Here is a 19143-nt window from a genome sequence, read left to right as displayed (position 1 = left end):
ATTGGGGAATTCAATTGCGAATGCAGTACCAGGCCGGTCAGGCCGTCGCCACGAGATAGGCCGCCATGGCCTCGCGCACGGCCTCCGGCAACGGCTGCGGCGCGATCGAGCCGGTGTCGACGCAGACCAGCCGCTGCGTCACTTCCATGCGGGTATCGTCGTGCGGCCCCGCGAAGCGGATCGCCAGCGTGAAACTGGACTGTCCGAGCTTGAGCACGCGCAGCTCGCGCGTGAGCACTTCGCCCAGCCGGCTCGGCGCCAGGAAGCGGCATTCCAGCTCGGCGGTCGGTACGCCGGCCCGGCCCTCGCCGTGCATGACGTCGAAGGGCCAGCCCAGCGCTTCGCCGAACCAGTCTTCGATGAAGTCGTTGAGCATCTCGAAGTAGCGCGGGTAGAACACGATCCCGGCCGCGTCGCAGTGCTTGAAGCGCACCAGCACGGTGCTGCGGAAGACCGGGCTCATCATTTGCTCCTGCCGCTGTCAGCGCCATTGCCCTGCTCCGCCATCTGGCGCAGCCGGAATCGCTGCAGCTTGCCGGTCTCGGTGCGCGGCAGCGCCGGCACGAACTCGATGCGGCGGGGATATTTGTACGGCGCGATCTGGCGCTTCACGTAGTCCTGTAGCGCGGTGCGCGTGGCGTCGTCCGCGGGCACGCCTTCGCGCAGCACCACGTAGGCCATGACCACCTGCCCCCGCCCGTCGTCTGGCGCGCCGACCACGCCGCACTCAGCCACCGACTCATGCTGCATCAGCGTGCTCTCCACCTCGGGGCCGGCGATGTTGTAGCCGGCCGAGATGATCATGTCGTCGGAGCGCGCCTGGTAGAAGTAGTAGCCATCTGCGTCGACCGTGAAGGTATCGCCGGGCAGGTTCCACCCTGCCTTCACGTAGTTGGCCTGGCGCGGATCGTCCAGGTAGCGGCAGCCGGTCGGGCCCTGCACCGCCAGCTTGCCGACCTGGCCCGGCGGCAGCGGCCGCATCTCGTCGTCGACGATCTGCGCCACGTAGCCGGGCACCACTTTCCCGATCGCACCCGGCCTGACCTCGGCGCCGGCACTCGAGATAAAGATATGCATCATCTCGGTGCCGCCGATGCCGTCGGTCATCTCGATGCCGGTGGCGGCTTTCCAGCTCTGGCGCGTGGCGTCGGGCAGCGCCTCGCCGGCCGACACGCTGTGCCTCAGGCTGGAGATATCGAAGCGCGGCGCCAGCGTTGCCATCTGACGGTAGAAGGTGGGGGCGGTGAAGACGATGGTGGCGCGGAAGTCGTGGATCAGTTCCAGCAGCGCTTCGGGCGTCAGCCTCTCCGCCAGCACCGTGCTGGCGCCGATGCGCAACGGGAAGCACAGCATGCCGCCCAGCCCGAAGGTGAACGCGATCGGCGGCGTGCCGCAGAAGACATCGTCCGGCACGGAGCGCAGCACATGGCGCGGGAACAGGTCGCACATGGCCAGCACGTCGCGGTGGAAATGCACCGTCCCCTTGGGCTGTCCGGTGGTGCCGCTGGTGAAGGCGATCAGGCAGATATCGTCGCTGGCGGTGTCGCAGGCATCGAAGCTGTCTGGCTTGCCCGCCATCGCGGCTTCCAGCGAACCCTCGCCGGTGCCGTTGAAGTACAGCACGCGCGCCAGGGTCGGGCAATGGAATTCCCCGCCGGCCCGCTGGTTGGCGTCGAGGTCCTCGCGCAGCCGCGCATCGCACAGCGCCGCGGTGACCTGCGCCTTGTCGACGATCTGCTTCAGTTCCCTCGCGCGCAGCAATGGCATGGTCGGCACGGCAATCAGGCCGGCCTTGATGGTGGCGAGCCAGCTTGCCGCCATCATCAGGTTGTTGGGGCCGCGCAGCAGCACGCGGTTCCCGGGCACCAGCGCCATGTCCTCGACCAGCACATGGGCGATGCGGTTGACCAGCGCCGCCAGTTGAGCGTAGGTGACCGTCTCGATCTGCCCCGCCTGGCCAGTGGGGCGATGGCGGATGGCGATGCGTTCGCCGCGGCCTTCGCGCACGTGGCGGTCGACCAGCTCCACCGCGCAGTTCATCCGCGCCGGGTAGTCGGTATCGGCGTTGAAGCGGAACACCGGCCACTGCTCGGGCGGCGGCAGGCGGTCGCGGGCGAAGGTATCGAGGTGGGCGGTGGTCGCCATGGCTTGTCTCCTGTCTGCTCTGTCGGTACGGCAGTTGCGGGGCGGATGGCTCAGGCCTTCCTGCCGGCCAGTGTTTCGCGGGCGATGATCAGCTTCTGCACTTCGGTGGCGCCTTCGTAGATGCGCAGCGAGCGGATCTCGCGGTACAGGCTTTCCACGCGCGTGCCGACCTTGACGCCGAGGCCGCCGAACATCTGCACCGCGCGGTCGATGACCTGCTGTGCGTTCTCGGTCGCGACCATCTTGGCCATCGCCGCTTCGCGCGTGGTGCGCTGGCCCTTCACATCGCGCAGCCAGGCGGCGCGATAGGTCAGCAGCGCCGCCGCGTCGATGGCAGTCGCCATATCGCCGATGGCCGCCTGCGTCAGCTGCAGGTCGGCCAGCACGCCGCCGAACATCGGCCGCTCGCACGCGCGCGCCAGCGCGTCGTCCAGCGCCGCACGCCCGAAGCCCAGGGCCGCCGCCGCGACCGAGGCGCGGAAGATGTCGAGTGTCATCATCGCCACCTTGAAGCCCTGCCCCGCCTCGCCCAGCCGGTTGCCGACCGGCACGCGGCAGCTGTCGAAGCGCAGCGTGGCCAGCGGGTGCGGCGCGATCACGTCGATGCGCTCGGCGATGGTCAGGCCCGGCGCATCGGCGTCGACCACGAAGGCCGAGATGCCGCGCGCGCCGGGCGCTTCGCCGGTGCGCACGAACACGCAATAGAAGTCCGCGATGCCACCATTGGAGATCCAGGTCTTGGCGCCGTCGATCACATAGTGCTTGCCGTCTTCCGACAGCCGCGCGCTGCATTGCATCGCCGCGACATCGGAGCCGGCCTCGGGCTCCGACAGCGCAAAGGCAGCTATTGCCTCGCCGCGCGCCACGCGTGGCAGGTATTGCGCGCGCAGCGCTTCGCTGCCGGCAATCGAGATCGCACCCGAGCCGAGCCCCTGCATCGCGAAGGCAAAGTCGGCAAGGCCGTCGTGGCGCGCCAGCGTTTCGCGCAGCAGGCACAGCGAGCGTGAATCGAGCGCGGGCAGCGCGCCACCGTGCGCGGCCGGCACGCAATAGCGCAGCCAGCCCGCTTCGCCGAGCTGGCGCACCAGCGCGCGGCAGGCGGCATCGGCGTCGCCGTGGTCGACATGCAGGTGTTGCGCGCACCAGGCGTCCAGTTCGCGTTCCAGCGTGCGGTGCGCGTCGTCGAACAGTGGCAGGTCGAGATAGGTCTTGTCTGACATCGCGGCTCCCTGGCTCAGTCGCCTTCGAACACCGGCTTCGATTTGGCCACGAAGGCCTCGTAGGCGCGGCGGAAATCGCGCGTCTGCATGCAGATGGCCTGGGCCTCGGCTTCGGCTTCGATGGCCTCGTCCAGCCCCATGTTCCATTCCTGGTGCAGCAGCTTCTTGGTCACGCCGTGCGCGAAGGTCGGCCCGGCGGCGAGCTGCGCGGCCAGCGCCTGCGCCTGTGCCAGCACGGCCTCGGACGGATGCAGCGCGTTGAAGAAGCCCCACTGCAGGCCCTCCTCCGCGTTCATGGCGCGGCCGGTATAGAGCAGCTCGCTGGCGCGCCCCTGCCCGATCACGCGCGGCAGCAGCGAGCACGCGCCCATGTCGGCACCGGCCAGTCCCACGCGCACGAACAGGAACGCGGTCTTCGCCTGCGCCGTGCCCAGCCGCATGTCGGAGGCCAGCGCCATCATCGCGCCCGCGCCGGCGCAGATGCCGTCGACCGCGCTGATCACCGGCTGCGGGCACGCGCGCATCGCCTTGACCAGGTCGCCGGTCATGCGCGTGAAGTCGAGCAGTTCGGGCATGGTCATCTGCGTCAGCGGCCCGATGATCTCGTGCACATCGCCACCCGAGCAGAAGTTGCCGCCGGCGCCGGTGACCACCACCGCCTTGATGTCGCTGGCGTAGCACAGCGCGCGGAACAGGTCGCGCAGTTCGGCATAGGAATCGAAGGTCAGCGGGTTCTTGCGCTCGGGGCGGTTCAGCGTGATGGTGCCGACCTTGCCGTCGTCGGACACCGACCACAGGAAGTGCCGCGGTTCATAGCCGGCAAAGCTGCGCTTGTGGTGGCGCATGTCGAGTGCGATTTCAGTCATGGTTCTCTCTCAGGTCCTTGTCTTGTCAGCCCGCCATCACTTCGCCGCCGGCCACCGGGATCGCCTGCCCGGTGATCGCGCCGGCGGACGGCTGGCACAGCCATGCCACGGCGTCGGCCACTTCCTCGGGCTGCACCAGGCGGCGCTGCGGATTGCGCGCGGCCAGTTCGGCGCGCGCCTGGTCTTCCGTACGACCGGTCTTGCCGACGATGTTGGCGACGGCGTCGCGCACGATATCGGTTTCGGTGTAGCCCGGGCAAACCGCGTTCACGGTCACGCCCCTGGCCGCGGTCTCCAGCGCCAGCGCGCGCGTCAGTCCGATCACGCCATGCTTGGCCGCGCAATAGGCGCTGACATAGCCGTAGCCGATCAGTCCGGCGGTGCTGGCCACGTTGACGATGCGGCCCCAACCCGCTTCGAGCATCGCGGGCAGCGCGGCCTGCGTGCACAGGAAGGTGCCGGTCAGGTTGACATCGAGCATGCGCCGCCACAGCGCGGCATCGGTCTTCATGAAGGGGGCGCTATGCGCCTGCCCGGCGTTGTTGACCAGCATCGATACCGGACCCGCCTGCTCCGTGGCCGCGGCAAAGGCGCGCGCTACGCTCTCGGCATCGGCGATATCGGCCGTGACGAACGAGACCGAGGAGGCCATAGCGCCCGCCGGTGCCTGCCCGCGCAGCGCCTGCACCGTCGCTTGCAGCGTGCCGGCATCGCGCCCCAGCAGCGTGACGCTGGCGCCGTCGGCCAGCAGCCGCCGCGCGATCGCCGCGCCGATGCCGCGCCCGCCTCCGGTGACCAGCGCGTGCCTGCCGGCCAGTGTTGCCATGCCGCCCGTCATGCCTGCTTCTCCTGCGCCGCGGCGCGTTCGAGATTGGTCTCCAGTTGCCGCTTGCCCGCCAGGTATTGCTTGGGCCAGGCGATGTCGCGGTAGCCGATGCGCGCGGCTTCCTGCAGCGTCCAGGCCGGGTTGGCCAGGTGCGGGCGCGCGATCGCGCACAGATCGGCGCGGCCGGCGGCGATGATCGAGTCGACGTGATCGGCCTCGAAGATCGCGCCCACCGCGATGGTGGCGATGCCGGCCTCGTTGCGGATGCGATCGGCGAACGGGGTCTGGTACATGCGGCCATACACCGGCGCCTGGTCGGGGCTGACCTGCCCCGACGAGCAGTCGATCATGTCGGCGCCGGCCGCCTTGAAGGCGCGGGCGATCTCGACGGCGTCGTCGGGCGTGATGCCGCCTTCGACCCAGTCGTGCGCCGAGATGCGCACCGACATCGGCTTGTCCTGCGGCCATACCGCGCGCACGGCTTCGAACACTTCCAGCGGATAGCGCAGCCGCGCCGCCAGCGAGCCGCCATATTCGTCGTTGCGCGTATTGGTCAGCGGCGAGATAAAGCTCGACAACAGGTAGCCGTGCGCGCAGTGCAGTTCGAGCCAGTCGAAACCCGCTTCGGCCGCGCGCCGGGCGCTGGCAACGAAGTCGTCGCGCACGCGGTCCATGTCGGCGCGCGTCATCTCGCGCGGGGTCTGCGACTCGCCAGGCAGGTACGGCAGTGGCGAGGCCGACATCACCGGCCAGTTGCCCTGCGGCAGCGGGTGGTCCATCGCTTCCCAGCCGAGCTGCGTCGACCCCTTGCGGCCGGAGTGTCCGATCTGCATGGCGATGCGGGCATCGCTGCTGGCATGCACGAAATCGACGATGCGCTTCCATGCGTCGCGCTGCTCATCGCTCCACAAGCCCGGGCAACCCGGCGTGATGCGCGCATCGGGCGACACGCAGGTCATTTCCGCCACCACCATGCCGGCGCCGCCCAGCGCGCGCGAACCGAGGTGCACCAGGTGGAAGTCGCCCGGCATGCCGTCGGTGCAGGAGTACATCGCCATCGGCGACACCACCACGCGGTTCTTCAGCGTGACGCCGCGCAGCCGGAACGGCGTGAACATCGGCGGCAGCGGCTCGTGCTCGCGCAGCTGCAGGCTCTGCTGCGGCACGCCGGCCTGTTGCGCCAGCCAGTGCTCGAATTGCGCCACATAATCGGCGTCGCGCACCCGCAGGTTCTCGTGCGAGATGCGCTGCGAACGCGTCAGCAGCGAATAGGCGAACTGCTCCGGCGGCAGGCTGCCGGCGTAGCGCTCGACGTTCTCGAACCACTCGGTCGAATTGCGCGCCGCGTTCTGGATCTTCAGCACTTCCACGCCGCGCGTGGCTTCGTAGCGCGCCAGCGCATCGGGCAGGCCGTCGTGGCCGCTGCCACGGATCTCTTCGGCCAGGTCGATCGCATCTTCCAGCGCCAGCTTGGTACCGGAACCGATCGAGAAATGCGCCGTGTGCGCGGCATCGCCCATCAGCACCACGGGCACGCGACGGCCGTCCGGCAGCGTATTCCAATGCACCCACTGGCGGCAGATCACGCGCGGGAAGCGGATCCAGATCGCCGAGCCGCGCAGGTGCGCCGCGTTGGTGATCAGCTTGTTGCCGTCGAGGTAGCGGGCGAACAGCTTCTCGCAGTACGCCACGCCCTCTTCCTGGCTCATCTCTTCGATGCCGGCGGCGCGCCAGACCGATTCCGGCGTTTCGACGATAAAGGTCGAGGTGTTGTCGTCGAAGCGGTAGGCATGCGCCTGGAACCAGCCGTGCTCGGTCTTTTCGAAAGCAAACGTGAAGGCGTCGAACAGTTTGTGCGTGCCCAGCCAGACAAAGCGGCACTGGCGCGTATCGATGTCGGGCTGGAAGGTCTCGGCGTAGCGGGTGCGGATGCGGCTGTTCAGGCCATCCGAGGCGATCACCAGGTCGGCCTGGTATTGCATCGCCAGCGCCTGGTCGTCGGTGACATCGTTCTCGAACACCAGCCTGACGCCGAGCGCTTCGCAGCGCGCCTGCAAGATATTGAGCAGGCGCTTGCGGCCGATGCCGATAAAGCCGTGGCCACCGGAGCGGATGGTGCGGCCGCCGATATGGATGTCGATATCGTCCCAGTGGTTGAAGGCGGCATTGATCTCGGCGGCGCTGTCCGGATCGGCTTCCATCAGGTTGTCCATGGTGGCGTCGGAGAACACCACGCCCCAGCCGAAGGTGTCGTAAGGCCGGTTGCGCTCGACCACGATGACCTCGTTGGCCGGATCCTGCAACTTCATCAGCAGGCCGAAGTAAAGCCCGGCCGGTCCGCCACCAATACAAAGCACTCGCATCTGTTGCCTCCTGCTGGAGCCGCGCCCGACAATGCTGTCCGGCGGCATCACGATCTAGATCAGACCTAAATATTTTATGCTTCAAATATTAGACTGCATCACGGGCCGTGGCAAGCCCGCGGTGCGAAGTGTCCGGTTCGACACCTCGCACCGCCTGGCGTGACCGCGTCAGCCCTTCAGCGCGGCCTGGACCTGCTCCAGCGCCGCCGGATCCTCGATCGTGGTCAGGTCGCCGGGATCGCGCCCTTCCGCCACCGCCTGCATCGCGCGCCGCAGCAACTTGCCGGAACGCGTCTTCGGCAGCGCATTGACAAAGAATACGCGCGCCGGCCGTGCCACCGCGCCGAGCTGCTGCTCGACGGTCTTCATCAACTCGCCCTCCAGCGCCAGCCGGTCCGCCTCCGTGGCGGTCCGCGCCGGGTCGCGCGCAATGCAGAATCCCATCGCCACCTGGCCCTTGAGCGCGTCCTGCACGCCGACCACCGCCACTTCGGCCACGGCCGGATTGGACGACAGGCTTTCCTCGATCTCGCGCGTGCCCAGCCGGTGCCCCGCGACGTTGATCACATCGTCGGTGCGTCCCAGGATAAAAACATAGCCGTCCTCGTCGCGCACGCCCCAGTCAAAGGTGGAATAGCACAGCCGGTTCGGCACCGCCTGCCAGTAGGTGCGCACGAAGCGGTCGTCGTCGCCCCACACCGTGCTCATGCAGCCCGGCGGCAGCGGCCCGTCGATCGCGACCACGCCTTTCTGGTTGGGCGGGCATTCCTCGCCGGTGTTCTCGTCGACGATCTTCAGGTCGTAGCCGTAGGCCGGCACGCCCGGCGAGCCAAGCTTGGGTGGCAGCGGCTCGATGCCGCGCTGGATCGCCAGGATCGGCCAGCCCGACTCGGTCTGCCAGTAGTTGTCGACCACCGGCTTGCCCAGGCCGTCCTGGATCCAGCGCGCGGTGGGTTCGTCCAGCGGCTCGCCCGCCAGGAACAGCAGGCGCAGGCTGGACAGGTCGTAGCGGGTCAGCCAGGACGGGTCCTGCTTCTTCAACACGCGGATCGCGGTGGGCGCGCTGAACATCAGGTTGACCTTGTATTGCTCGACCAGCCGCCACAGGATGCCGCCGTCCGGGCGGATCGGCGTGCCTTCGTACATCAGCGTGGTCATCCCGGCCAGCAGCGGCCCGTAGACGATATAGCTGTGGCCGACCACCCACCCGATGTCGGAGGCGGTGAACATGGTGTCGCCCGGCTTGCCGCAGAAGATGTATTCCATTGAGGTGGCCAGCGCCACCGCGTAGCCGCCGGTATCGCGCTGCACGCCCTTGGGCTTGCCGGTGGTGCCGGAGGTGTAAAGCACATACGACGCCTCGCTGGACTCCAGCCATGCGCACGGAACCTGCGCGCCGGCCACGCGGTCGCGCCAGGCGGCATAGTCTTCATCGCGGCCTTCGATGCGCGGCATGTCGGCCAGCTGGCGGTCGACCAGCAGCACCTTCTCCGGCTGGTGCGACGACAGGCGCAAGGCCTCGTCCAGCAGCGGCTTGTACGGCACCACCTTGCCGGCGCGCGAGCCGGCGTCGGCGCTGATCACCACGCGCGGGCGCGCATCGTCGATCCGTGCCGCCAGGCTCACCGAGGCAAAGCCGCCGAACACCACCGAATGGACCGCGCCGATGCGCGCGCATGCCAGCATCGCAAACGCCGCTTGCGGGATCATCGGCATGTAGATCAGCACGCGGTCGCCCTTCTGCACCCCCAGCCCCTGCAGGATCGCCGCCATGCGGTTGACCTCGTCGTGCAGCTCGGCGTAGGTGTAGGTGCGGGACTGGTCGACCTCGGTCGAGACCCAGTGCAGCGCCGGCTGGCTGGCGCGCGCCGCCAGGTGGCGGTCGACCGCGTTGTGGCACAGGTTGGTGCGCCCGCCCACGAACCAGCGGGTGAATGGCGCGCGGCTGTTGTCGAGCACCTGGTCGAACGGGGTTTCCCAATCGATGCGCGCCGCCTGTTCGGCCCAGAACCCTTGCGGGTCGGCCAGCGAACGGGCATGCACGGCATGGCTTGCCGTCATGGCAGTCTCCTCCGCGTCTGCGGTCGTTGTGATGATGACGGTAGTTTGCCACCGGCGCTGGCCCTGGGGAAACGGGATTGGGGGTGCCGCCCGCGGCCGGTACCTGCGGCAGATGCAAAAAGGCGTGCCGCCGGCACGCCTTTTTGCTCTCGAGCGCTGCGCTCAGCGCGTCTTGCTGCCCTTGCTGCTGGCCTTGACGCTGGATTTGGCCGACGCCTTCACCACCGGGCCCGCCTTGGCCTCGCGCACCACCCTGGCCGGCGCTGCCTTGGCACCGCCGCGCGCAGAGGCTTCTACCGTGATGCGCTTGCGCGGCTCGGCCTTGCCCCGCCCCCCCTTCGCCGACACACGCACGATCCCGCCCTTGCTGCCGCGTTCGGCGCGCTCTTCGCGCTCGGCCCGGTCCGCGCGTTCGGCACGCGCCGCGCGCGCCGCGCCGGCGCCGCGCACCGGCACCATCAGCACCAGGCTCTGCCCTGCCACCAGCTTGGTGCCGGACAGCTTGTTCCACGACTGCACCTGACCCTGCGACACGCCGTAGCGCCGCGCCACCGACGCCACCGTATCGCGCCGGCCTGCGCGCACCACCACGCGGCGCGCGTCGGGCAGGTCGGGCTCCATCGCCAGCATGGCGGTGTCGGCCAGGGTCGCGCTGATGTCCTGGTCGTGGCGGCCCGAGCGCGGGATCATCACGGTCGAACCGGCCTTCAGCCGCATGCCCTTGGGAATGCTGTTGATTTCGCGCAGCGTGTCGGCATCGACATTGAGCCGCGCCGCCAGCGACTCGACGCGCTCGCGCCCGTCTACCGTGACCGCCGTCCAGCTCGACAGCCCGCCGCGATACGTATTCAGGTTGTACTGGAAGCGCTCGGCATTGTCGAACGGCAGCAGGATCTGCGGGTTGGACGCGCCCAGGATCACCGGCCGGTTGAACGACGGGTTCAGCGCCTTGAACTCTTCCAGCGTCATGTCCGCCAGCTTGGCGGCGAGATTCACGTCGATGTCGCGCGACGTGGTCACCGTGACGAAGTACGGATGGTCCGGGATCTCGGGCAGCCTGACGCCATATGCCGCCGGATTGGCGATGATGTTCTTGACCGCCTGCAGCTTCGGCACGTAGTAACGCGTCTCGTTGGGCATGGTCAGGCTGGCGTAGTCGGTCGGCAGCCCGCGCGCCTGGTTGCGCGCGATCGCGCGCGACACCGCGCCCTCGCCCCAGTTGTAGGCGGCCAGCGCCAGGTGCCAGTCGCCGAACATGTCATAGAGCCGCTGCAGGTAGTCGAGCGCGGCATCGGTCGACGCCAGCACGTCGCGGCGCTCGTCGCGGAACATGTTCTGCTTCAGGTTGTACGACTTGCCGGTGCTGGGGATGAACTGCCACATGCCGGCGGCCTTGGCGCTCGACTGGGCCTGCGGGTTGAACGCGCTCTCGACGAACGGCAGCAGTGCCAGCTCGGTAGGCATCTTGCGGCGCTCCAGTTCCTCGACGATGTGGTACAGGTAGCGGCTCGACCGCCCGACCATGCGCTCCATGTATTCCGGGCGCTGCGCATACCACTGGGTCCGGTCATCGACCAGCGTGCCCTCCAGGTCCTGCATGGCAAAGCCGCGCCGGATCCGGTCCCAGATATCGTTGGACGGGCCGCGCAGCCAGTCCAGGCCACCCTGGTCGACATTGATGGTGGTGGATGACAGCGCGGATTTGCCGCTGAGCGAATTAAGCGGATCCGGGCGCCTGGCGGTCTGGGCGGTCGCGCCGTCGGCATCGGCGTCAGGCGGCGTAGGGGTGCTGGCGCAGGCTGCAAGCAGCGCCGCACACGCAACTACCGCCAGTAATCGACCAATTTTCATTAAGTTCTCGAATCGTGACGCTAAAAGGTTGCGTGATGCTAAAAAAAACGACCTATCGCGTCAATCAGATTTTCCAGGTGGCAGCCCGAAAGCCTTGACTCACAAGGGTTTTCGGCCGGGTCTGCCTTCAATTTAGCGGAAATTGTCCTTCCACCCGCGCAGCGCGCCAAATGCTTTGGCGTCGCTGTCGGTGGCACCGCCGTGCGCCGACACCGCGGCACGCACCGCCGGCTCGCGCGAGCGCAGGAACGGGTTGACCTCACGCTCGTGGGCGATGGTGGTCGGCAACGTCGGCGTGTCCGCGGCACGCAGCGCATCGACGCGTTGCTCCCACGCCGCCAGCGCGGCATTATCCGGCTCGACCGCCCGGGCGAAGCGCACGTTGCTGCGCGTGTACTCGTGGGCGCAGTAGACGCGGGTGTCGCCCGGCAGGCTCGCCAGCTTGTCCAGCGACGCCAGCATCTGCGCCGGCGATCCCTCAAAGAGGCGCCCGCAGCCGCTGGCGAACAGCGTGTCGCCGCAGAACACGGCACGGCCCGCTTCGCCCAGGTCACCCACGTAGGCGATATGGCCGGCGGTATGGCCGGGTACGTCCAGCACCCGCAGCGTCACCGCGGGCTCGGCCAGCGTCACCTCATCGCCTTCGCGCAGCGCCCGGGTGCGCCCGCCGATACGCTCGCCGGCGGGTCCGAGCACGGGCATCGGCGCGCCTGAGGGGGTGCGCGGGTGTGCCGCCAGCAGGTCGGCAACGCCACCCTGGTGATCGCCGTGGTGATGGGTGATTACAATAGCGCCCAGAGCCAGCCCCCGCTGCGCCAGAAATTGCTCTACCGGCGCCGATTCGCCGGGATCGACCACGGCGGCGTGATGCCCGTCGTGAATGGCCCAGATATAGTTATCCTGGAAGGCCGGGATCGGCTCAACCTTCAACATGCGCAAGCTCCTATGTCCAATCGTCCCAATCGCCGGCAAGGCGAGTACGGTCAGCACGGCCTGAGTGGCCCGAATGGTCCGATTGTAAGCTGGGAAGACTGGCTGGCCTCGCCGCCCGGCCAGTACATGCTGCGCTGGGAAGCGCAGCAGTACGACCGCACCGTGGCGGACATCTTCGGCTACCACGCCGTACAGCTGGGCATGCCGCACGTCGATACGCTGCGCGAGAACCGGATGCCGTTCTCGGCGCTGGCGCTGGACCCGTCCAGCGGGCCGCACGGGCCACGCGCGGCACATCCGGACGCACGCCAGCTGTTGTGCCGCTTCGACGAGCTGCCGTTCGACACGCAGAGCGTCGACCTGGTAACCCTGCCCCATATCCTGGAGTTTGCCGAAGACCCGCACGAAGTGCTGCGCGAAGTCTCGCGCGTGCTGATGCCCGAAGGGCGCGTGGTGGTCACCTGCTTCAACCCGATGAGCCTGTGGGGCGCGCGCCAGGGCATGAACCGGCTCGGCGCCACGTCCTTCCTGCCGACCGATGCCCAGCAGATAGGCTTTGTGCGCATCAAGGACTGGCTCAAGCTGCTTGGCTTCGATATCATCCGCGGCCGCTTCGGCTGCTACTGCCCGCCCTACCGCACCGAGCGCTGGCTGCAGCGCACCGCCTTCATGGAAAAGGCGGGCGACCGCTGGTGGCCGATCTTCGGCGCGGTCTATATGATCTCGGCGATCAAGCGCGTGCGCAACGTGCGCCTGGTCGGCCCGGCGTGGAAAGCCAAGCCGGCGCTGGCGCCGGTGGCATCGCCCGTGGCCACGCCCACCGGCACGCACGGCAAGGCGCCCCGCGATAAACACTGAATCCGCCGCCGGCGGAAAGACCCATGCGCCGGCCGCGCTACGCGGCCGGCCCTCAACGGAATTCCATGCAAGAAGTCACGATCTACTCCGACGGTGCCTGCAAGGGCAATCCTGGCCGCGGCGGCTGGGGTGCGGTGCTTGTCGCCGGCACCAATGAGAAAGAGCTGTTCGGCGGCGAACCCAACACCACCAACAACCGCATGGAAATGACCGCGGTGATCGAAGCGCTGCGCGCGCTCAAGCGGCCTTGCACCGTGCGCGTCTACACCGACTCGCAGTATGTCCAGAAAGGCATCAGCGAATGGCTGCCCGGCTGGAAGGCCCGTGGCTGGAAGACCGCCGACAAGAAGCCGGTGAAGAACGCCGACCTGTGGCAGGAGCTTGATGCGCTGACCCAGGGGCACCAGATCTCCTGGCACTGGGTGCGCGGCCACAATGGCCACCCCGGCAACGAACGCGCCGATGCGCTGGCCAATCGCGGCGTCGAATCAATCGGCCGCTGAACCTCCGCACCGTCAAAACAAGAACCGAGGGGCAATGCCGCTCCGCTAGAATGCCCGCCATGCGACAAATCGTTCTCGATACCGAAACCACCGGCCTGAATGCCGCCACCGGCGACCGCCTGATCGAAATCGGCTGCGTCGAGCTGCTCAACCGCCGCCTGACGGGGCGCCACCTGCACTTCTACGTCAACCCGGAGCGCGACATCGACGAAGGCGCGATCGCCGTCCACGGCATCACGGTCGAGTTCCTGGCGGACAAGCCGCGCTTTGCCGAGGTCGCGCACGAAATCCGCGAATTCGTCGCAGATGCCGAGCTGATCATCCACAACGCGCAGTTCGACCTGGGCTTCCTCGACATGGAATTCCAGCTGCTGGGCATGCCGCCGTTCCGCGAACATGTCGGCAATGTGATCGATACCTTGCGCGAAGCGCGCCAGATGTTCCCCGGCAAGCGCAACTCCCTTGACGCCCTTTGCGACCGGCTGGGAATCAGCAACGCGCATCGCACGCTGCACGGCGCATTGCTCGATGCGGAATTGCTGGCCGAGGTCTACCTGGCGATGACCCGCGGCCAGAATTCGCTGGTGATCGACACGATGGACAGCAGCGCCGGTGCAGGCGGAGCCGCGGCTACGGCCGACCTGTCGCGTTTGGTATTGCCCGTGCTGCGCGCCACCGAAGCAGAACTTGAAGCCCATATCGACGTGCTGAAGGGCCTGGACAAGGCCAGCGGCGGCAAGACGGTATGGCAGGAAGACACTGCCGAGGAACCCGGCACACTGGCTGCCTGAGCAAAAAGTTTGGAAAAGGGCTTTACAAGATACAGGGAGCCCTGCATAATCTCATTTCTCTGCTGCACGACGGCAACGACGATGCAGAAAGGGGTGGTTAGCTCAGCGGTAGAGCACTGCCTTCACACGGCAGGGGTCACAGGTTCAATCCCTGTACCACCCACCAGCATTCAGGAAAAGCCAGCTTCGCGCTGGCTTTTTTCTTTCCCGCCTCCCCGCGCCCACTTCTCGAGGGCGCAAAATGCGCCCTCCATCACCCCTCCCGCACACCTGCAACAGCCTCTTTATTCTTGTTGCAAACAGTTTCGAATTGATCCTTGACATCTGCTAATCTTGAACGCACGGCTCGAGCAATGGGCGAGGCAACAAGACAAGCCCTGGGACCGGGCCACGGGTCAGTGCGCACAAGAAAGATGTCAATCATGCAGCACTCATTGAAGTACCGGATGGCGTTCGCCACGGCGGGTGTGGTGACGCTGATCATCGTGCTGCGCGCCCTGTACGCCCAGTACTACGCCTACGAGAGCCTCAAGCACGTGCGGCAGCAGCAGCAGGACACGCTGGTTGAACTGGTGGCGGAGCAACTGGACGAAAAGGTGCAAAGCCGTGCAGCGATGTTGCGCCGTGTGGCCCGGCAGCTGGCGCCGATGCTTGCAGCCAGGCCGGCCGAGCTGCGGCGTGCCGCCGAAGCCCTGGTCGACATGCCGGAGCAGTTCAACGCCATCTTCCTTGCCGCGCCCGACGGCCAGCTGGTGTTCAGCACCGCCGTGCCGGACAGCATGCGCCTGCGGGTGGACGACCGCGACTATTTCCGTGATGTCCTGCGTGGCCAGCCGCTCGCGGTGTCGGACCTGATCCAGGGCAAGCTGACCAACGCACCGGGCATGGTGCTGGCCGTGCCGCTGCACGGGCCCAACGGCGAATTGCGCGGCGTGGTCGGCGGCGTACTGAATCTGTCCGCCAGCAATTTCCTGCGCGAGCTGACGCACAGCCGGGTCGGCGTCACCGGCAGCTTCTGCCTGGTGTCGGCGGGTGCCAGTCCGCGCTACGCCATGCATCCCGATTCCACACGCGTGCTGACGCCGGCGCGCGCGGTCGACGAGGCCTGCGGCGCCGAACGTCCCGCCTCGATGCTGGAAGTGGCCAGGCCGACGCAACCCATCGTGGCGCGCTACCTGTTGCAGTCCAACGGCTGGGAAGTGGTTGCCGTGCTGCCAGCGGCCGAGGCCTACGCGGCGCTGGTCGATGTGCGCCAGCGCACGATGGTCGTTGCCGGGGTATCGCTCCTGTTCGCGGCCGCGCTGATGTGGCTGGTGATGCGCCGGCTGCTGGCGCCGCTGCAGCGGCTGCACCGTGCCGTGCGCGAGATGGCCGCCAACCCGTCGGCACTGGCGGACCTGCCGACCGGCCGGGCGGACGAAATCGGCGAGCTTGCCACCAGTTTTGCCGAGGTAGTTGCGCAGTTGTCCGAGCGCGAGGCCGCACTGAAGGCCGCCAAGGACCGTGCCGCCGAGAGCGAAAAGCGCATCGAGGCCATTGCCAACCACGTGCCGGACTTCGTCTCGTTCATCGACCGGCAACAGCGCTACGCCTTCGTCAACCAGGCCTACGCGCAGCACTATGGGGTGCCGGCGCAGCAGATCGTCGGGCTGTCCTTGCGCGAGTTGTGGGGCACCCAGGAATACATGGCCTGCCAGCCGTACCTCGAACGGGCCTTCGCCGGCCACGCGGTGACATTCACGCGCGAAAGCCCGGATGGCAACGAGTGCATGGAAGTCACCTACCAGCCGGCCTGGAACGACGCCCAGGACACCGTGGCCGGCCTCCACATGTTTGCGCGCAATGTGACGCATGAGCGCCAGAAGCTGCGCAACCTGGAGGCACAGACCGTCTCCGACCATCTCACCGGCCTGCTCAACCGCAAGGGCTTCGACCGGCGCCTGGCGGAATCCATGGCGCGCACGAGTGCCGGCGGCCGCGCCCTGGCCCTGCTGCTGGTCGACCTGGACGACTTCAAGGCGGTCAACGACAGCTACGGCCATCCTGCCGGGGACCGCCTGCTGGTGGCCTTTGCACAGCGCCTGCGTGCCTGCGTGCGCAAGGGCGATGCGGTCGCGCGCATCGGTGGCGACGAGTTCGCGGTGATCCTCGACGGGGTATCCGACCGCGGCGTGATGGAATCGGTCGCCAACGCTATCGTGCAGAGCGCGCGCATGCCGCTGGTGATCGACGGGCATTCGCTGTCGGTCACCGCCAGTGTCGGCTCGGCGATGCACGAAGGACGCCAGGTCGTGACTGTCAGCGAGCTGTTCATGCACGCCGACATGGCGCTGTACGAGGCCAAGCGGCACGGCAAGGCGTGCTATGCTGCCCAGCCCGCTTGCGCCCCTGCGGACAATGCCCAAGCGGGGGTAGTACCGACGCCTTCCCTGGAGCCTGCCGGCTTGCCCGCCTAACGGATAAAAATAAAGGGCGCACCAGGCGCCCGCTGCAGGTGACATCGCGCCCGGCGCCAGGCCTTGCGGCCTGGCCGGCGCCGCGGTCAGCGCACCTTGCCCTCCTTCCATGCCTGCAGCAGCTTGTCGTAGGGGATGGTCTCGCCCTTCGGCTTTTCATTGGCAAGTTTCTTCCACGGCGCGTGGTCGTTCGACAGCCACTTGGCCAGGTCGCCCTTCGGGTTGAGCTTGGGCGCGCAGTTGCTCATGCCGGCGCGCTGCAGCCGTGCCATCACCTGATCCATCTCGTCAGCGAGCGTGTCCATCGCGGCCTGAGGAGTCTTCTCGCCGGTCACCGCGGTGGCCACATTCTTCCACCATAGCTGGGCCAGCTTTGGATAATCAGGCACGTTGGTGCCGGTCGGCGTCCAGGCCACGCGCGCCGGGCTGCGGTAGAACTCGATCAGGCCGCCATACCTGGCCGCGTTCTTGGTTAGGTAGTCGTGGTTGATGTCGCTGTCGCGGATAAAGGTGAGTCCGGTCAGCGACTTCTTCAGCGACACCGTCTTCGATGTGACAAACTGCGCGTACAGCCACGCGCCGGCGAGCTTGTTGGGATCCGTGTTCTTGAAGAAGGTCCACGAGCCGACGTCCTGGTAGCCGTTCTGCATGCCCTGCTTCCAGTACGGGCCGTAAGGCGACGGCGCCATGCGCCACTTGGGCGAGCCGTCGGCATTGACCACCGGCAGGCCCTTCTTGGTCATGTCGGCGGTAAAGGCGGTGTACCAGAAGATCTGCTGCGCCACCTGCCCTTGCGCCGGCACCGGCCCGGCCTCGGAGAAGGTCATGCCCATCGCTTGCGGCGGAGCGTATTTCTTCATCCAGTCGATGTACTTGGTCAGCGCATAGACCGCCGCCGGGCTGTTGGTGGCACCGCCGCGCGCGACCGAAGCGCCGACAGGCGTGCACTTGTCCTCGGCCACGCGGATGCCCCACTCGTCGACCGGCATGCCGTTGGGCAGGCCCTTGTCGGCGGTGCCCGCCATCGACAGCCAGGCATCGGTGAAGCGCCAGCCCAGCGAGGGGTCCTTCTTGCCGTAGTCCATGTGGCCGTAGACCTTCTTGCCGTCGATCTCCTTCACGTCGTTGGTGAAGAAGTTGGCGATGTCTTCATAGGCGGACCAGTTGGTCGGCACACCCAGGTCGTAGCCGTACTTGGCCTTGAACTTGTCCTGCAGGTCCTTGCGCGCAAACCAGTCGGCGCGGAACCAGTAGAGGTTGGCGAACTGCTGGTCGGGCAGCTGGTAGAGCTTGCCATCCGGCGCGGTGGTGAACTTGGTGCCGATGAAATCCTTCACGTCCAGCCCAGGATTGGTCCATTCCTTGCCGGCGCCGTTCATGTAGTCGGTCAGCGGCAGGATCGAGCCATAGCGATAGTGCGTGCCGATCAGGTCCGAATCGGAAATCCAGCCGTCGTAGATCGACTTGCCGGACTGCATCGAGGTCTGCAGCTTTTCGACCACATCGCCTTCCTGGATCAGGTCATGGTTGACCTTGATGCCGGTAATTTCCTCGAAGGCCTTGGCCAGCGTCTTGGACTCGTACTCATGCGTGGTGATGGTCTCGGACACCACGTTGATCTGCGTGACACCCTTGGCCTTGAGCCTGGCGGCGGCGTCGATGAACCACTTCATCTCCGCCTGCTGCCTGTCCTTGGACAGCGACGACGGCTGGAACTCATTGTCGATCCACTTCTTCGCTTCCGCCTCGCCCGCCAGGGCGGAGGTGCCGCAAGCCAGCGCAGCCGCGCAGGCAAGGGCTGTCATCCCCAACTTCACGTGCACTTTCATCGGTGTCTCCTCATGGTTCCCCTCCCCGGCTATGGTCTGGATGGCGGCCCCGGGGCAGGGATAAGCCGCTGTACCGCTATCGCCCATCGATGCGGAGGCTGGTTCCGATGCTTCGGTCAGCCCTTGCGCAGGATCAACGCCAGCACCAGCATCGATACGCCGAAGCTGATCCAGACGGACGGTTCCTCGGCCAGGGACAGCCATGCGGTGACCTTCTCGCCCAGCCCGACCCATGCCAGGTTGACCCACGCCGCGCACATCAGGCCGATGAACAGCCGGTCGCCACGCGTGGTGGCGATCGGCAGGAGGCCCTTGCGCAGTACCGAAGGCGAACGGATTTCCCAGATGGTCATGCCCATCAGCATGACTACGATGCAGGTGAAGAACACCGCGACCGGTGTCGTCCACACCATCCAGCTCAGCATTGCCATGTCTCCTTGT

General features: G+C 67.2%; 15 protein-coding genes and 1 tRNA gene. 5 read left to right on the top strand and 11 right to left on the bottom strand.

Annotation, left to right across the window (positions count from 1 at the left end):
• Nucleotides 1-37: 37 nt before the first annotated feature.
• From K309_RS0110505 to gloB, 9 genes are all read right to left on the bottom strand, one after another.
• Nucleotides 38-463 carry an acyl-CoA thioesterase gene (locus K309_RS0110505; RefSeq protein WP_029046371.1) on the bottom strand — a complete coding sequence of 142 codons (426 nt, stop codon included), beginning with the start codon at nt 461-463 and terminating at the stop codon, nt 38-40.
• Complete coding sequence (locus K309_RS0110500; protein WP_029046370.1) at nt 463-2145, bottom strand: AMP-binding protein; 1683 nt, start codon at nt 2143-2145, stop codon at nt 463-465. Before K309_RS0110500 ends, K309_RS0110505 begins: the two co-directional genes overlap by 1 nt.
• A gap of 50 nt (nt 2146-2195) precedes the next feature.
• A complete protein-coding gene (locus K309_RS0110495; RefSeq protein ID WP_029046369.1) occupies nt 2196-3365 on the bottom strand; it encodes an acyl-CoA dehydrogenase family protein in 1170 nt (389 codons plus the stop codon).
• A 14-nt stretch (nt 3366-3379) separates the two neighbouring features.
• Nucleotides 3380-4231 (bottom strand): enoyl-CoA hydratase family protein, encoded by an 852-nt coding sequence (locus tag K309_RS0110490; protein ID WP_029046368.1) that lies wholly within the window; start codon nt 4229-4231, stop codon nt 3380-3382.
• Nucleotides 4232-4256: 25 nt separating this feature from the next.
• A complete protein-coding gene (locus K309_RS0110485) occupies nt 4257-5069 on the bottom strand; it encodes an SDR family NAD(P)-dependent oxidoreductase (RefSeq protein WP_029046367.1) in 813 nt (270 codons plus the stop codon).
• Nucleotides 5066-7420 (bottom strand): bifunctional salicylyl-CoA 5-hydroxylase/oxidoreductase, encoded by a 2355-nt coding sequence (locus tag K309_RS0110480; RefSeq protein ID WP_029046366.1) that lies wholly within the window; start codon nt 7418-7420, stop codon nt 5066-5068. Before K309_RS0110480 ends, K309_RS0110485 begins: the two co-directional genes overlap by 4 nt.
• A gap of 168 nt (nt 7421-7588) precedes the next feature.
• Nucleotides 7589-9514, bottom strand: coding sequence for a propionate--CoA ligase (locus K309_RS0110475; protein WP_255360098.1), 1926 nt, complete (start codon nt 9512-9514; stop codon nt 7589-7591).
• 129 nt (nt 9515-9643) lie between these two features.
• Complete coding sequence (locus K309_RS0110470; protein WP_029046364.1) at nt 9644-11332, bottom strand: transglycosylase SLT domain-containing protein; 1689 nt, start codon at nt 11330-11332, stop codon at nt 9644-9646.
• Nucleotides 11333-11464: 132 nt separating this feature from the next.
• Entirely contained in the window at nt 11465-12265 is an 801-nt protein-coding gene (gene gloB / locus K309_RS0110465) for a hydroxyacylglutathione hydrolase (protein WP_029046363.1), read from the bottom strand.
• 126 nt (nt 12266-12391) lie between these two features.
• Between gloB and K309_RS0110460 the strand changes: the two genes are divergently transcribed.
• The 5 genes from K309_RS0110460 (at nt 12392) to K309_RS36340 (ending at nt 16873) form a co-directional block, all read left to right on the top strand.
• Nucleotides 12392-13123: a class I SAM-dependent methyltransferase gene (locus tag K309_RS0110460; RefSeq protein WP_029046362.1), complete on the top strand. Its 732-nt coding sequence runs from the start codon at nt 12392-12394 to the stop codon at nt 13121-13123.
• A 65-nt stretch (nt 13124-13188) separates the two neighbouring features.
• Nucleotides 13189-13626 (top strand): ribonuclease HI, encoded by a 438-nt coding sequence (gene rnhA / locus K309_RS0110455; RefSeq protein WP_029046361.1) that lies wholly within the window; start codon nt 13189-13191, stop codon nt 13624-13626.
• 59 nt (nt 13627-13685) lie between these two features.
• On the top strand, nt 13686-14417 hold the full coding sequence (dnaQ, locus tag K309_RS0110450) for a DNA polymerase III subunit epsilon (protein ID WP_029046360.1): 732 nt from the start codon (nt 13686-13688) through the stop codon (nt 14415-14417).
• 91 nt (nt 14418-14508) lie between these two features.
• Nucleotides 14509-14583, top strand: a tRNA-Val gene (locus K309_RS0110445).
• A gap of 256 nt (nt 14584-14839) precedes the next feature.
• Entirely contained in the window at nt 14840-16873 is a 2034-nt protein-coding gene (locus tag K309_RS36340) for a sensor domain-containing diguanylate cyclase (RefSeq protein WP_051320407.1), read from the top strand.
• An 86-nt stretch (nt 16874-16959) separates the two neighbouring features.
• Here the strand turns inward: K309_RS36340 and K309_RS0110435 are convergent, their stop codons facing one another.
• On the bottom strand, nt 16960-18690 hold the full coding sequence (locus K309_RS0110435; protein WP_029046359.1) for an ABC transporter substrate-binding protein: 1731 nt from the start codon (nt 18688-18690) through the stop codon (nt 16960-16962).
• 128 nt (nt 18691-18818) lie between these two features.
• Nucleotides 18819-19127, bottom strand: a complete 309-nt coding sequence (locus tag K309_RS0110430) for a DUF2160 domain-containing protein (protein ID WP_029046358.1) — start codon at nt 19125-19127, stop codon at nt 18819-18821.
• Nucleotides 19128-19143 lie beyond the last annotated feature (16 nt).

It is taken from the genome of Cupriavidus phytohabitans (genome assembly GCF_000426345.1).
In the GTDB taxonomy this organism is placed as follows: Bacteria; Pseudomonadota; Gammaproteobacteria; order Burkholderiales; family Burkholderiaceae; genus Cupriavidus.
The sequence above is the reverse complement of the archived record's forward strand: the minus strand, read 5'-3'. Positions and strand labels throughout refer to the sequence as shown.

Excerpts from the sequence above, each read along its gene's own strand:
- K309_RS36340 (WP_051320407.1), top strand. The coding sequence starts at position 14,840 with ATGCAGCACTCATTGAAGTACCGGATGGCGTTCGCCACGGCGGGTGTG.
- K309_RS0110490 (WP_029046368.1), bottom strand. The coding sequence starts at position 4,231 with ATGACTGAAATCGCACTCGACATGCGCCACCACAAGCGCAGCTTTGCC.
- dnaQ (WP_029046360.1), top strand. The coding sequence starts at position 13,686 with ATGCGACAAATCGTTCTCGATACCGAAACCACCGGCCTGAATGCCGCC.
- K309_RS0110460 (WP_029046362.1), top strand. The coding sequence starts at position 12,392 with ATGCTGCGCTGGGAAGCGCAGCAGTACGACCGCACCGTGGCGGACATC.
- rnhA (WP_029046361.1), top strand. The coding sequence starts at position 13,189 with ATGCAAGAAGTCACGATCTACTCCGACGGTGCCTGCAAGGGCAATCCT.
- K309_RS0110470 (WP_029046364.1), bottom strand. The coding sequence starts at position 11,332 with ATGAAAATTGGTCGATTACTGGCGGTAGTTGCGTGTGCGGCGCTGCTT.
- K309_RS0110480 (WP_029046366.1), bottom strand. The coding sequence starts at position 7,420 with ATGCGAGTGCTTTGTATTGGTGGCGGACCGGCCGGGCTTTACTTCGGC.
- K309_RS0110505 (WP_029046371.1), bottom strand. The coding sequence starts at position 463 with ATGAGCCCGGTCTTCCGCAGCACCGTGCTGGTGCGCTTCAAGCACTGC.
- K309_RS0110485 (WP_029046367.1), bottom strand. The coding sequence starts at position 5,069 with ATGACGGGCGGCATGGCAACACTGGCCGGCAGGCACGCGCTGGTCACC.
- gloB (WP_029046363.1), bottom strand. The coding sequence starts at position 12,265 with ATGTTGAAGGTTGAGCCGATCCCGGCCTTCCAGGATAACTATATCTGG.
- K309_RS0110500 (WP_029046370.1), bottom strand. The coding sequence starts at position 2,145 with ATGGCGACCACCGCCCACCTCGATACCTTCGCCCGCGACCGCCTGCCG.
- K309_RS0110495 (WP_029046369.1), bottom strand. The coding sequence starts at position 3,365 with ATGTCAGACAAGACCTATCTCGACCTGCCACTGTTCGACGACGCGCAC.
- K309_RS0110430 (WP_029046358.1), bottom strand. The coding sequence starts at position 19,127 with ATGCTGAGCTGGATGGTGTGGACGACACCGGTCGCGGTGTTCTTCACC.